Origin of the sequence: Bacillus sp. AM 13(2015), from assembly GCF_001518755.1 — a bacterium.
GTDB lineage: Bacteria > Bacillota > Bacilli > Bacillales > Bacillaceae > Bacillus > Bacillus safensis.
Genome location: NZ_LKCP01000064.1, coordinates 25738 through 39907, shown reverse-complemented (window position 1 = coordinate 39907; position 14170 = coordinate 25738). Strand labels below are relative to the sequence as shown.

Sequence of the window (14170 nt, the reverse complement as noted above, 5' to 3'; positions counted from 1 at the left end):
AAAGAAAATGATCGGTTATACCGAATGTGAGTGCATGATCTATGATGCATCCTCACTGAAGGAAAAACGTGCGGTTCTTCAGCGTATATTGACAAGAACGCGTCATAAATTCAATGTAACCATTGCTGAAATGGATTACCAGGATACATGGCAGCGTACATCAATTGGAATCGCCGTGATTTCCTCATCTCGGGTTCAAGTGGAAAAGGAACTTCAGCGTGTATTAAGCTTTATCGATTCTTTTCCAGAAATTGAACGAACGATCACGAAAACTGAGTGGTTTTAATTAGAGGTGATAAGATCATGAGTATGAGAGCAACCCGTGTGGGTGAGCAAATGAAAAAAGAATTGGGCGACATTCTAGGCAGAAAGCTAAAAGATCCAAGAATCGGCTTTTTGACTGTAACCGATGTCGAAGTATCCGGTGATTTACAAATTGCCAAAGTCTACATTTCTGTTCTTGGCGACGAGAAGAAAAGAGAGGAAACCTTAAAAGGCCTTGCAAAGGCTAAAGGGTACATCCGCTCTGAAATTGGCAATCGAATCAGACTTCGCAAAACACCAGAACTTCATTTTGAATTCGACGAATCCGTAGATTACGGAAACAGAATTGAAAGCCTGATTGCTGAATTAAACACAAAAGATCAAGAATAAGACGTTGAAATAAGGATAGGCGATGATCGTCTGTCCTTTTTCATCGTTTATGAAAGGAGAGAACGCAGATGATAAATGGTGTTCTTTTATTACATAAAGAAAGAGGTATGACCTCCCACGACTGTGTGTTTAAGGTAAGAAAAATTTTGTACACAAAAAAAGTCGGACATACAGGCACCCTCGACCCAGAGGTTTCAGGTGTTCTGCCTATTTGTATCGGAAGAGCAACGAAGATTGTAGAATACTTAACAGATAAATCGAAAACATATGATGCAGAAATCACGATTGGTTTTTCTACAACAACAGAAGACCAAACAGGTGAGATCGTAGAAGAAAAAAAAGTGGAAAAACCGATCTCAGAAAAAGACATTGATGCGGCGCTGAAGCAGTTTGAAGGAACCATTGAACAAATTCCTCCCATGTTTTCTGCTGTGAAAATTGGCGGGAAAAAGCTCTATGAATATGCTAGAGAAGGTATTGAAATTGAACGGCCAAGCCGTGAAATTACCATTCACCGTATCGAGCGGACTACACCTGTCACATATGAGGATGGCAGCGTGTCATTTAGATTCACCGTACTATGCTCAAAGGGAACATATGTGAGAACATTAGCGGTTGATATCGGGAAGAAACTAGGGTTTCCAGCCCACATGTCACACCTCATTCGCACAGGGTCTGGTGATTTTACACTTGATGAATGTATCACGTTGGATGAGCTGCGAGAGATAAGCGAGGAAGGAACTGTAGATGAGCACCTTGTTCCGATCGAGCGTGCGCTCAATCATTTGCCGAAATGGGAGATAAATGATACATTAGCAAGTAAAGTGGAAAACGGTGCAGTCCTGCCAATGCCTGATGAATTTGCTCATTTCGCAGAGGAGGATCGTGTCGCTGTTTTTGCTCCTTCAGGTCGTTGTCTGGCGATATATATGAAGCACCCGACCAAACCGAACCTGATGAAGCCGGCGAAGATCTTATCTCAGGACAAGCAATCTTAAAGAAAAGGTGACATCTCGTGAAGACTATACATATTTCACACCCACATACATTGAATCAAAAGGATCAAGTCCCGTCTGTCATGGCTTTAGGGTACTTTGACGGTGTTCACCTCGGGCATCAAAAAGTCATTGATGAAGCAAGAAGCATTGCGAAAAAAGAAGGATTGGCCTTAGCGGTCATGACCTTTCATCCGCATCCATCACATGTTTTGCAAAAGGCACGGGAACCAAAAGACTTAATTACACCGCTTGAGGATAAAATTGATTTTATCAAGCAGCTGGGCGCTGACTATTTATACATCGTACAATTCAGCGAGAGCTTTGCAGCTCTATCTCCTCAAGAGTTTGTGGATCAATATTTGGATGAATTGAATGTGAAGCACGCAGTAGCGGGGTTTGATTTTACGTTTGGCCGTTTTGGTGCAGGCACAATGGAAACGTTTGATGAATATGGAAAAGGCCATATCACGGCAACCATCGTCCCTAAGCTGTCCAATCAAGACCGAAAAGTCAGCTCCACTCTCATCCGTTCCGCATTAAAAAATGGGGATGTTGAATATGTGAGCGAGCTTCTAGGAAAACCTTATCAGCTTCGCGGCATTGTCATCCATGGAGACAAACGCGGACGGACGATCGGGTTTCCGACAGCTAATGTCGGCTTATCTGCTGAATACATTATTCCGCCAACAGGGGTATATGCTGTAAGAGCAGAAGTGAAAGGCAAAGTATATGACGGCGTTTGTAATGTTGGGTATAAACCAACGTTTTATGAAAAGCGACCTGATCAGCCTGCCATTGAAGTAAACCTCTTTGATTTTAACGAAGAAATATATGGCCAGCCGATTAAATTACAATGGTTCAAGCGCATACGCAGTGAACGTAAATTTAACGGAATTCAGGAGCTGACGGCTCAAATTAGTCAAGATAAAGAAGAAGCGATTCAGTTTTTTCAAGATCAACACAAGCAAACAAAAAAAATATAGAAAAACTGCTCTACCATTTGCAAATTCAGCATATTTTTAGTATGATAATTCCTGTAGCTTTAAAACCACTTACTTGGCAGGCCGACTTCACCGACGGTTGCGAGGTAGATGGGGCTAACATGATTTGGAGGTGAAACAGGATGGCAATTACTCAAGAGCGTAAAACGCAATTAATTAATGAGTTCAAAACACACGAATCTGATACTGGATCTCCAGAAGTTCAGATCGCTGTCCTAACAGAATCAATTAACAACTTGAACGAGCATTTACGTACTCATAAGAAAGATCACCACTCACGTCGCGGTCTTTTGAAAATGGTAGGTAGACGTCGTAATCTTCTTACGTATCTACGTAATAAAGACGTAACTCGTTACCGTGAGTTAATTAACAAACTAGGCTTACGTCGATAATCGTAAAAAGCGGGAGGATTCCCGCTTTTTTATCGTATAATCACTAATATTTTATGGTTAAAATGTTGAAAGAATGGCAAAAACCCTTCTACATACAGCTTTCACATTGATATGTGAAAATCATTTTGTTCATAATAAGAACTAACTAAAACTTTACGATAAGAGAGGAGTTTATCTCAGAATGGGACAAGAGAAACATGTCTTCACCATAGACTGGGCTGGACGTCAACTGACAGTTGAAACTGGCCAGCTTGCAAAGCAAGCAAACGGAGCGGTCCTCGTACGCTACGGAGATACAGCTGTGCTTAGCTCAGCAACAGCTTCTAAAGAACCAAAACCACTTGATTTCTTCCCGCTCACTGTGAACTACGAAGAAAGACTATACGCAGTAGGTAAAATTCCTGGCGGCTTCATTAAAAGAGAAGGCCGTCCAAGTGAAAAGGCGATCCTTGCAAGCCGCTTAATTGACAGACCAATTCGTCCGCTGTTTGCAGATGGATTTAGAAACGAAGTACAAGTTATTAGTATCGTCATGAGTGTGGATCAAGATTGCTCATCTGAAATGGCTGCAATGTTTGGCTCATCTTTAGCTTTATGTGTGTCTGACATTCCATTTGAGGGACCAATCGCCGGCGTTACAGTAGGACGAGTGGATGGAAAGCTGATCATTAACCCAAATGTGGAGCAGCTTGAACAAAGTGACATCAATCTTGTGGTTGCTGGAACAAAAGATGCGATCAACATGGTAGAAGCTGGTGCTGATGAAGTACCGGAAGAAACAATGCTTGAAGCGATCATGTACGGTCACCAAGAAATCAAACGCTTAATCGAATTCCAAGAAGAAATTGTGAAGGCAGTCGGTAAAGAAAAAATCGATATTCCTTTATATGAAGTAGATCAAACGTTAGCAGACGAAGTAAAAGCCCTTGCTGAAGCAGACCTGCTGAAAGCGATTCAAGTACATGAGAAGCATGCGCGTGAGGATGCAATCAGTGCTGTGAAAAAAGCTGTAGTCGAAAAGTTTGAAGCAGAAGAACGTGACGAAGCAACGATTAAACAAGCGAAAGATGTATTAAATAAGCTTGTCAAAAACGAAGTTCGCCGTCTGATCACTGAAGAGAAAGTACGTCCAGATGGACGCGGTGTAGATCAAATCCGTCCACTTTCTTCAGAAGTAGGACTCCTGCCAAGAACGCACGGTTCAGGCTTATTTACAAGAGGACAAACACAGGCGCTTAGTATTTGTACATTAGGTGCACTTGGCGATGTGCAAATTCTTGATGGTCTAGGTGTTGAAGAATCAAAACGCTTCATGCACCATTACAACTTCCCGCAATTCAGTGTTGGTGAGACAGGCCCAATGCGTGGTCCAGGCCGCCGTGAGATCGGACATGGCGCACTAGGTGAACGAGCACTAGAACCAGTGATTCCATCCGAAAAAGATTTCCCTTATACGGTTCGCCTTGTTTCAGAGGTATTAGAATCAAACGGGTCTACTTCACAAGCAAGTATTTGCGCAAGCACACTTGCGATGATGGATGCGGGTGTTCCAATTAAAGCACCAGTTGCAGGGATTGCAATGGGACTTGTGAAATCAGGGGAATACTACACAGTGCTGACAGACATTCAAGGAATGGAAGATGCCCTTGGAGATATGGACTTTAAAGTTGCAGGTACATCAAAAGGTGTCACAGCACTTCAAATGGACATCAAAATCGATGGTCTATCAAAAGACATTTTAGAAGAAGCTCTTCAACAAGCGAAAAAAGGAAGAATGGAAATCCTAGACAGCATGCTGTCAACGATTCCTGCTTCTAGAGGAGAATTGTCTCGTTATGCACCAAAAATCTTAACGATGACAATCAATCCGGATAAAATTCGCGATGTCATTGGACCAAGCGGTAAACAAATCAATAAAATCATTGAAGATACCGGTGTGAAAATCGATATTGAACAAGATGGTACAATCTTTATTTCTTCTACAGAAGAAGATATGAACCAAAAAGCGAAGAAAATCATTGAAGATCTTGTGAGAGAAGTTGAAGTAGGACAGCTTTACCTAGGTAAAGTCAAACGCATTGAAAAATTCGGTGCCTTCCTTGAAATCTTCAGTGGAAAAGATGGACTTGTTCATATTTCTGAGCTTGCGCTTGAGCGTGTGGGCAAAGTAGAAGATGTCGTGAAACTTGGCGATGAATTACTTGTCAAAGTCACTGAAATCGATAAACAAGGCCGTGTGAACCTTTCTCGGAAAGCTGTTTTACGTGAAGAAAAGGAAAAAGAAGAAAAGCAGTCTTAATGAGATCAAATAAAATGTGTTAGAAGCCAGGTACCCGTGCCAGGCTTCTTTCTTTTCTTGCGCTAACAATAGTTCTAGCTTGTTTCTCCCCATCATAATTTGTGGTAAAGGGGAGGGACAACCATTGAAAAAAACGTTACCATTCATTGTGTTTGTATTTTTACTGCTCGTGTCATATCAAACGATGAAGCAGCCGGCTGCTGTTACATATATTGAATCAATGAAAGAGCATGCCGAGGTAGCATCTGTTTCCAAAGATATTTTATATCAGGAGATCGAATCGAAGTCTTCTGACTATGAAGTAAAGGCGCAAAATGCTAAGATTGATAAAGTGTGGAAAAAGATACCTGGCTTAAATGGACAGACAGTTGATATCGATGCCTCTTATGAAAAAATGAAGAAACAGGGGTCATTCGATGAAAAGCTGCTTGTTTTGAATGAAACAAAACCATCTATTCATTTACATGAACTTGGTGCTGAGCCCATTTATAAAGGCCATCCAGATAAAAAAATGAATGCATTCCTCATCAACGTAGCTTGGGGTGACGAGCATTTAATCAACATGTTAAAGACGCTGGAAAAGCATCAAGTCAAGGCGACCTTTTTCTTAGAAGGCAAATGGGTGAAAAAAAGCACAGAGCTTGCTAAAAAAATCGTGGCAGATGGTCATGAAATTGGAAATCATTCATACAATCACCCAGATATGCGCACACTGACAAGAGAACGAGCATTAGAGCAGATAACGAAAACAAATCGCCAAATTGAAGAATCCCTTGGGAAGAAACCAAAATGGTTTGCGCCTCCAAGCGGCAGCTTTAAAGAAGAAACAGTTAAGCTTGCCAAACAAGAAGGCATGGAAACCATTATGTGGACAGTAGACACCATCGACTGGCAAAAGCCATCACCGGCTATTTTACAAAAGCGGGTGCTTGGGAAAATTCACAATGGGGCGATGATATTAATGCATCCAACAGATGCAACGGCGAAAAGTCTTGACGCACTTATCACTCAAATCAAGGAAAGAGGATATGAATTAGGGACGGTTTCTGACCTCCTAAGTGAAAAAAGACATCCGTGATGCGATCTGTTTGTTGAATAGGAGGAGCAAAACTTGGTCAAAACGTATACTTGCCAAAACGGAGTAAGAATTGTACTCGAAAACAATCCCACTGTAAGGTCTGTCGCAATTGGCGTCTGGATTGGAACAGGCTCTAGACATGAGACACCTGAAATTAATGGGATCTCACACTTTTTAGAGCATATGTTCTTTAAAGGGACAAAGACAAGATCTGCACGTGATATCGCAGAATCCTTTGACCGCATTGGTGGTCAAGTGAATGCCTTTACATCAAAAGAATATACTTGCTACTATGCAAAGGTGCTTGATTCACATGCTGGCTACGCCCTCGATGTATTAAGCGACATGTTCTTTCACTCTGCTTTTGATGAAGAAGAGCTGAAAAAAGAAAAAAATGTGGTGTACGAAGAAATTAAAATGTATGAGGATACACCTGATGACATCGTTCATGATTTATTAAGCAAAGCCATTTATGGTGAACATTCATTAGGATATCCGATTTTAGGAACAGAGGAAACACTTTCTACCTTTAACGGTGACTCACTTAGAAAATATATGGATGAGTTCTACACGCCGGACCGTGTCGTGATCTCTGTTGCAGGGAACGTAGATGAGACTTTTATTCGTGAGGTTGAAAAGCTATTCGGCTCTTATGAAGGAAAAGGCAAAAAGCAGCCTGTCGAAGCTCCAGCATTTCATTATGACAAGCTCACACGCAAAAAGGAAACGGAACAAGCTCACCTATGCCTGGGCTTTAATGGCCTTCCAGCGGGAGATAAAGGCATCTATGACTTAATCGTCTTAAATAATGTTCTTGGTGGAAGCATGAGCAGCCGATTATTCCAAGATGTAAGAGAGGACAAAGGACTTGCTTATTCCGTCTTTAGCTATCACAGTTCATTTGCAGATAATGGAATGCTGACGATTTATGGCGGAACTGGAGCGAAGCAGTTAAACCTGCTCTCTGAGACCATCTTACAAACATTAGACGTCTTAAAGCGTGAGGGAATCACACAGAAAGAATTAGAGAACTCTAAAGAGCAAATGAAAGGCAACCTTATGCTGAGTCTTGAAAGCACAAACAGCAAAATGAGCCGAAACGGTAAAAACGAACTGCTCCTTGGCAAACATCGGACACTCGATGAAATTATTGACGAAATCAACAGCGTCACATTAGACGGCGTGAATAACTTATCAAAACGCATCTTTACAGAAGATTATGCGCTCTCGCTTATTAGTCCGACGGGTGATCAGCCATCATAATGTAAACAACACGGCAGACTCAAAAAAGTCTGCCGTTTTTATTGTAGGTAAAGAAGAAAGGGGTTCTGCTTTCATGGAACTTGAAAAACTGAAACAGCTGTCTCCACTTCTGACACAAACTATTTCCTTCCAACGAATGACATCTGGTTTTTCGGGAGATCGTACCTTTTTGGTTACAATATCATCTAGTGAAAAGATGGTGCTTAAGTTATCGGACATTCAAACGTATTCCCGCTTTAAAAGAAAAGCATCAGTGCAGCGGAAGTTTAAAGATCGAGGGATTCTTTGTTCTGAATTGATTGAGATTGGAATAAGTGCTGAACTAAACTGTACCTATCGTATTTTCTCCTATATTGAAGGCGAGATTGGTAGAGATTCCATCCATCTACTCACGAATGAAGAGCAGTATGAGATCGGGAGGCGGGCAGGTAGAGAGCTAAGTTTGATGCATGCATGTCATGCACCTTCTCATGTTCGTCCATGGAATGAGAAGGTCATGGCAAAACATGAACGGTATGTACATGCTTATCAATCAAGTGGCTTGTCGTTTCCCAATGATCAGTTTGTATTAGATTTTATCAAGTCGCATGCTGATGAGGTAAAAGAGAGACCTAACCAGTTCCAGCATGATGATTTTCATTTAGGGAATATCATCATACAAGGTAATCAGTATGCCGGTGTGATTGATTTCGATCAATCCGACTGGGGAGATCCGGTTCATGATTTTTATAAATTGTCCTTATTTAGTCGAGAAAGCAGCATTCCGTTTTCAGTTGGACAATTGGATGAATACCTAAGTAAGCAGTCCACAAATAATTTTTGGATTCTTTTTTCCATCTATACAGCAATGAGCTGCTTTTCCTCTATTGTCTGGACACTTTCCTATGATCCGGGACATGTAAAAGACATGTTAAACCGAGTGGAGAGAATGCTGACAGATCATAATTACTTTCATCAACTTAAGCCTATTTGGTATACCAACTCGCATCACATAACTTGAAAAGAGCAGGACGGTCTATTTCTGCCTTTTAATGCATATATGATACGGAAGGGAAGTGATGCGATTTTGAGGCTGAGTGAACTGTCAGGAAAAGAGATCGTCGATATTAAAAGAGCGGAGCGGCTTGGCGTGCTTGGACAAACCGACCTTGAAATCAATGAACAGGACGGTCAAATTACAGCACTCATTATACCTTCCGTGAAGTGGTTTGGCTTTCGAAAACAAGGAAATGACATCCGCGTCCCGTGGAATCACATTCAAAAAATAGGATCAGATATGATCATTCTCGATGTGCCTGAAGAACTTCAGCCGCACGGAGAAAAAGAGCACCCACAATAATGGTGCTCTTTTTCTTTTCTCTCTCTGATTCGTTCACAGGCTGAATCCTCTCCTCATATGCTGAAAGGGAGATTCAGAAAATATTACAGACTTTTTTAAATAAAGAAGGTGAACGGTCAGTATGTTGAGCGGTTTAACGGTTGCGGTGATCGGGGGAGATGCAAGGCAGCTTGAAATTATTCGCAAGTTGTCACAGCAGCATGCCAAAGTGTTTTTGGTCGGATTTGATCAGCTGGATCATGGATTTATCGGTGCTGAAAAGCTGAAAATGTCTGAACTTCCATTCGAACAAGTAGACAGTATGATCCTGCCAGTATCAGGGGCAACGGATGAAGGCGCTGTTGCTACAGTTTTTTCAAACGAGCAGGTCTTGCTGGAAGCTAAATATTTAGAAAGAACCCCTGCCCATTGTACCTTGTACTCAGGTATTTCAAATACGTACTTAGACAATCTGGCAAAGCAGGTGAACCGGAAGCTTGTGAAGCTGTTTGAGCGAGATGATATTGCCATATATAACTCTATTCCAACAGTTGAAGGAATTATCATGATGGCCATTCAGCAAACGGACTATACGATTCACGGGTCACATGTCGCTGTTCTCGGACTTGGAAGAACAGGACTCACCATTGCGCGCACATTTCGGGCACTAGGGGCAGACGTAAAAGTAGGGGCGGCAGACACAGCACATTTAGCGCGTGCCTTTGAGATGGGGCTTGATCCATTTTCAATGGACCAGTTAAAAGAGGAAGTAACGGATGTTGATATTATCATCAATACCATTCCAAGTCTTGTATTAGATTCATCTGTCATCGTCAGCATGACACCAAAGACACTCATTTTGGATATCGCCTCCCGCCCAGGCGGAACAGACTTTGACTTTGCACAAAAGCACGGAGTGAAGGCACTTCTTGCACCAGGACTCCCGGGGATTGTTGCACCAAAGACAGCAGGACAAATCATTGCAAAAGTGCTTTCCGGGCTTTTATGTGAACTTGCGGAGGAAAAAAGGGGGATGGAATCATGACAACATTAAAAGGGAAAAGAATCGGCTTTGGTTTAACAGGTTCCCACTGTACGTATGAAGCCGTTTTTCCGCAAATCGAAGCGCTTGTAAAAGAAGGGGCAGAGGTGCGTCCAGTAGTGTCGTACACGGTGCAGAGCACGAATACGAGATTTGGAGAGGGAGCCGAGTGGATCGAGCGGATTGAGAAGCTGACTGGATTTAAGGCGATTGACTCAATCGTGAAAGCAGAGCCGCTTGGACCTAAGCTGCCGCTTGATTGTATGGTCATAGCGCCTTTAACTGGAAACTCAATGGCGAAATTTGCAAATGCCATGACAGACAGTCCTGTTTTAATGGCTGCTAAAGCGACCATTCGAAATCATCGACCTGTCGTTTTAGGTATCTCAACAAATGATGCGTTAGGCTTAAATGGTACAAATCTGATGAGACTGATGTCGACAAAGAATATTTTCTTTATTCCGTTTGGCCAAGATGATCCATTCAAAAAACCGACCTCTATGGTCGCAAATATGGATCTGCTATCTCAAACAGTAGAAGAGGCACTCCAGCATAGACAAATTCAGCCGATTTTAATTGGACCAAACGAATAATAGATTCACTAGAAAATCATTAAAGATTCAAAAAAGATGCTTCAAGCCTTGCTTTTCTATGGTAAAATAAAATGTAAAAAGTCATAGGATGGCCATCCGAAAGAAAAGAATCATGGATGGGTCGGAAGGAGTTTTACTGATGGGAAGAGGATTGCATGTAGCTGTAGTTGGAGCGACTGGAGCTGTCGGTCAACAAATGTTAAAAACACTAGCTGACAGAGATTTTGAAATGGATACACTTACTCTACTATCCTCAAAACGTTCTGCTGGAACAAAAGTGACATTCAGAGGTCAAGAGTACACTGTTCAGGAAGCAACACCTGAAAGTTTTGAAGGAGTGAATATTGCATTATTCAGTGCTGGAGGAAATGTTTCTAAAGCGCTGGCTCCTGAAGCAGTCAAACGAGGTGCGATTGTTGTAGACAACACTAGTGCTTTTCGTATGGACGAAAACATCCCTCTTGTCGTACCAGAGGTAAACGAAAAAGATTTGCATGATCATCAAGGGATCATTGCAAACCCTAACTGTTCAACGATTCAAATGGTAGCGGCATTAGAACCGCTTCGTCAGGCGTATGGAATGAAAAAAGTCATTGTCTCTACGTATCAAGCAGTATCAGGTGCGGGACATGAGGCCATTGACGAACTATACAGCCAATCACAAGCCATTTTAAATAAAGAAGATGTAACACCGGAAGTTATGCCTTATCAAATTGCATTTAATGCGATTCCGCAAATTGATAAATTCCAAGACAATGGCTATACATTCGAAGAAATGAAAATGATCAACGAAACGAAAAAAATCATGCATATGCCAGAGCTCGAAGTAGCGGCAACATGCGTGAGACTTCCAATTGAAACGGGACATTCAGAATCTGTCTACGTCGAACTAGAATCAAATGATGCAACAGTGGAAGACCTTAAATCAATTCTAAAAGATGCACCAGGAATTACGCTGCAAGATGATCCGTCTCAGCAAATTTATCCAATGCCTGCAGATGCTGTTGGGAAAAACGACGTATTTGTCGGCCGCATTCGGAAAGATTTGGACCGTCCAAACGGGTTCCATATGTGGATTGTATCTGATAACCTGCTTAAAGGTGCTGCATGGAACTCAGTTCAAATTGCAGAAAGCTTAAAAGCATTAAAATTAGTTTAACATTCAATGGATGATGAGGACGAACAGAAGAGAGTTAGGCATCTTTCGCCTGCTCTCTTCTGTTACGTCAGAATGAACTTGGAGTGAAAACAGTGAAAATAATTGTCCAAAAATTTGGCGGTACATCTGTCAAAGATGATCAAGGTAGAAAAAGGGCACTTGCACATATCTTATCTGCAAAAGAGAAAGGCTATAAGTCGGTTGTCGTCGTTTCTGCAATGGGACGAAAAGGCGATCCCTATGCGACAGATACGCTGCTTGGTCTGCTTTACGGCAGCGCGCAGCATATGACAAATCGAGAAAAAGATTTGCTTGTTTCCTGCGGAGAGAATATCTCAGCTGTTGTGTTTTCAAGTATGCTGAATGAAAACGGTCTAAAGGCTGTAGCGATGACTGGAGCTCAGGCGGGCTTTGTAACAGATAAGGAGCATACAAGTGCGAAAATTATTGACATGAAGTGCGAACGTCTGGAGGCAGCACTTTCTGAACATGATGTTGTCGTCGTTGCTGGATTCCAGGGAGCCGCGAAAAATGGAGACGTGACAACAATCGGACGAGGTGGCAGTGATACGTCCGCCGCTGCTTTAGGCGCTGCATTGCAGGCAGACTTTATTGATATTTTTACAGATGTAGAAGGCGTTATGACAGCAGATCCCCGCATTGTTGAAAATGCAAAACCGCTGAGAGTCGTGACATATACGGAAATTTGCAACCTCGCATATCAAGGGGCAAAAGTCATTCACCCGAGAGCTGTCGAAATTGCGATGCAAGCAAAAGTACCAATGAGGGTCCGTTCAACATACTCTGATGATGAGGGCACACTCGTTACATCACACTACTCAGATAAAATGAGCCATGATGTGTACGACCGTCTCATTACGGGTATTGCACATGTCAATGATGTGACGCAAATCAAAGTTCCAGCAAAAGAAGGTCAGTACAGCGTACAAACAGAGGTCTTCAAAGCAATGGCAAACGCACAAATCAGTGTCGACTTCTTCAACATCACACCGAGTGAAATTGTGTATACGGTGACAGGTGCAATGACTGAAAAGGCAACGTCGATCCTAAAAGATCTTGGCTATACGCCAATTGTGACAACAAATTGTGCGAAAGTATCAGCTGTTGGCGCAGGCATTATGGGTGTACCAGGTGTCACATCTAAAATTGTATCGGCACTATCCGAGCAAAACATTCCGATTTTACAATCGGCTGACAGTCATACGACCATTTGGGTGTTAGTGAACGAAGAAAACATGAGAGCGGCCGTCAATGCCCTGCATGAAGTGTTTGAACTTTCAAGATAAATGTGATTGAATCATGATGAGGTGAAAAAAATGAATTTCGGAAATATCGCAACAGCTATGATTACACCTTTTGATAAAAAGGGCAACATTGATTTCCAAAAGCTATCAATTCTCATTGATTATTTATTAAAAAACGGCAGTGACTCCTTAGTCGTTGCAGGGACAACAGGCGAATCGCCAACTTTATCGAATGAAGAAAAAGTCGCTCTTTTTCAGCAATCGGTCAAATTAGCAAATGGTCGTTGTAAAATCATTGCAGGAACAGGCAGTAATAATACAAATGCGTCTATCAAACTAACGAAAAAAGCAGAAGAAGCGGGCGTTGATGCAGTGATGCTTGTCGTACCTTATTACAACAAGCCATCACAGGAAGGCATGTATGCACACTTTAAAGCCATTGCCGAGTCTACATCTCTTCCTGTCATGCTTTACAATGTACCAGGAAGAACGGTCGCTTCATTAGCACCAGAAACAACGATTAAGCTTGCGCAAATACCTAACATTGTTGCCATCAAAGAAGCAAGCGGCGATCTTGATGCCATGACAAAAATCATTGCTGAGACGCCAGAAGATTTCGATGTATATTCAGGGGACGACAGCTTAACACTTCCGGCTGTATCTGTTGGTGCAAAAGGAGTTGTCTCTGTTGCGTCTCATATCGTAGGGCTGGATATGCAGCAAATGCTGAAAAGCTATGCTTCAGGCCAAACAGCGAATGCAGCATTGATCCATCAAAAGCTGCTTCCAATCATGAAACAGCTTTTCTCAGCGCCAAATCCAACGCCTGTCAAAACAGCTCTTCAGCTGAAAGGACTAGACGTCGGATCTGTTCGTCTTCCGCTTTTGCCTTTGTCAGAAGAAGAGAGACTGGATTTAAGCAGCGTTTTAAACAGCTGATCAAAACAAAAGATTTCGTAAGCGGTCATTCTCAGATGTCCCTGAGTATGACCGTTTTTTATACATAAACACTTTCTTAAAATGTGACTTCATCTTGTTTTCTAAAATTAGATTCAGTTATAATAGCATTAAGCGATGATGGACGGGCTTGAGACTAGGAGGATAAGAA

General features: G+C 42.0%; 15 protein-coding genes. All 15 read left to right on the top strand.

Annotated elements, in window-relative coordinates:
* Window positions 1-7: 7 nt before the first annotated feature.
* The 15 genes from AOQ70_RS10960 (at window position 8) to dapA (ending at window position 14001) form a co-directional block, all read left to right on the top strand.
* A complete protein-coding gene (locus AOQ70_RS10960; RefSeq protein WP_024424137.1) occupies window positions 8-286 on the top strand; it encodes a DUF503 domain-containing protein in 279 nt (92 codons plus the stop codon).
* Between the two features lie 17 nt (window positions 287-303).
* Entirely contained in the window at window positions 304-654 is a 351-nt protein-coding gene (gene rbfA / locus AOQ70_RS10955) for a 30S ribosome-binding factor RbfA (RefSeq protein WP_039178653.1), read from the top strand.
* 68 nt (window positions 655-722) lie between these two features.
* On the top strand, window positions 723-1652 hold the full coding sequence (gene truB, locus AOQ70_RS10950) for a tRNA pseudouridine(55) synthase TruB (protein ID WP_059376258.1): 930 nt from the start codon (window positions 723-725) through the stop codon (window positions 1650-1652).
* A gap of 17 nt (window positions 1653-1669) precedes the next feature.
* Entirely contained in the window at window positions 1670-2635 is a 966-nt protein-coding gene (gene ribF / locus AOQ70_RS10945) for a bifunctional riboflavin kinase/FAD synthetase (protein WP_059376256.1), read from the top strand.
* Between the two features lie 140 nt (window positions 2636-2775).
* Window positions 2776-3045, top strand: coding sequence for a 30S ribosomal protein S15 (rpsO, locus tag AOQ70_RS10940; protein ID WP_008354438.1), 270 nt, complete (start codon window positions 2776-2778; stop codon window positions 3043-3045).
* A gap of 181 nt (window positions 3046-3226) precedes the next feature.
* Window positions 3227-5344 carry a polyribonucleotide nucleotidyltransferase gene (gene pnp / locus AOQ70_RS10935; protein ID WP_024424134.1) on the top strand — a complete coding sequence of 706 codons (2118 nt, stop codon included), beginning with the start codon at window positions 3227-3229 and terminating at the stop codon, window positions 5342-5344.
* 124 nt (window positions 5345-5468) lie between these two features.
* Window positions 5469-6422, top strand: coding sequence for a polysaccharide deacetylase family protein (locus AOQ70_RS10930; protein ID WP_039178663.1), 954 nt, complete (start codon window positions 5469-5471; stop codon window positions 6420-6422).
* A gap of 33 nt (window positions 6423-6455) precedes the next feature.
* The gene (locus AOQ70_RS10925) at window positions 6456-7685 is read left to right on the top strand and encodes a M16 family metallopeptidase (protein ID WP_039178666.1); all 1230 of its coding nucleotides are present in this window, start codon (window positions 6456-6458) and stop codon (window positions 7683-7685) included.
* Between the two features lie 73 nt (window positions 7686-7758).
* Window positions 7759-8685 carry an aminoglycoside phosphotransferase family protein gene (locus AOQ70_RS10920; RefSeq protein WP_059376253.1) on the top strand — a complete coding sequence of 309 codons (927 nt, stop codon included), beginning with the start codon at window positions 7759-7761 and terminating at the stop codon, window positions 8683-8685.
* A gap of 66 nt (window positions 8686-8751) precedes the next feature.
* A complete protein-coding gene (locus AOQ70_RS10915; RefSeq protein ID WP_024424130.1) occupies window positions 8752-9024 on the top strand; it encodes a YlmC/YmxH family sporulation protein in 273 nt (90 codons plus the stop codon).
* A 121-nt stretch (window positions 9025-9145) separates the two neighbouring features.
* Window positions 9146-10048, top strand: a complete 903-nt coding sequence (dpaA, locus tag AOQ70_RS10910; RefSeq protein ID WP_047202196.1) for a dipicolinic acid synthetase subunit A — start codon at window positions 9146-9148, stop codon at window positions 10046-10048.
* Window positions 10045-10638 carry a dipicolinate synthase subunit B gene (gene dpaB, locus AOQ70_RS10905; RefSeq protein WP_058837664.1) on the top strand — a complete coding sequence of 198 codons (594 nt, stop codon included), beginning with the start codon at window positions 10045-10047 and terminating at the stop codon, window positions 10636-10638. The genes dpaA and dpaB overlap by 4 nt, the downstream gene beginning before the upstream one ends.
* 139 nt (window positions 10639-10777) lie before the next feature.
* Window positions 10778-11797, top strand: coding sequence for an aspartate-semialdehyde dehydrogenase (gene asd / locus AOQ70_RS10900; RefSeq protein ID WP_024427010.1), 1020 nt, complete (start codon window positions 10778-10780; stop codon window positions 11795-11797).
* Window positions 11798-11889: 92 nt separating this feature from the next.
* Window positions 11890-13104 carry an aspartate kinase gene (gene dapG, locus AOQ70_RS10895; protein WP_034662253.1) on the top strand — a complete coding sequence of 405 codons (1215 nt, stop codon included), beginning with the start codon at window positions 11890-11892 and terminating at the stop codon, window positions 13102-13104.
* Between the two features lie 30 nt (window positions 13105-13134).
* Window positions 13135-14001, top strand: a complete 867-nt coding sequence (gene dapA / locus AOQ70_RS10890; RefSeq protein ID WP_039178685.1) for a 4-hydroxy-tetrahydrodipicolinate synthase — start codon at window positions 13135-13137, stop codon at window positions 13999-14001.
* Window positions 14002-14170 lie beyond the last annotated feature (169 nt).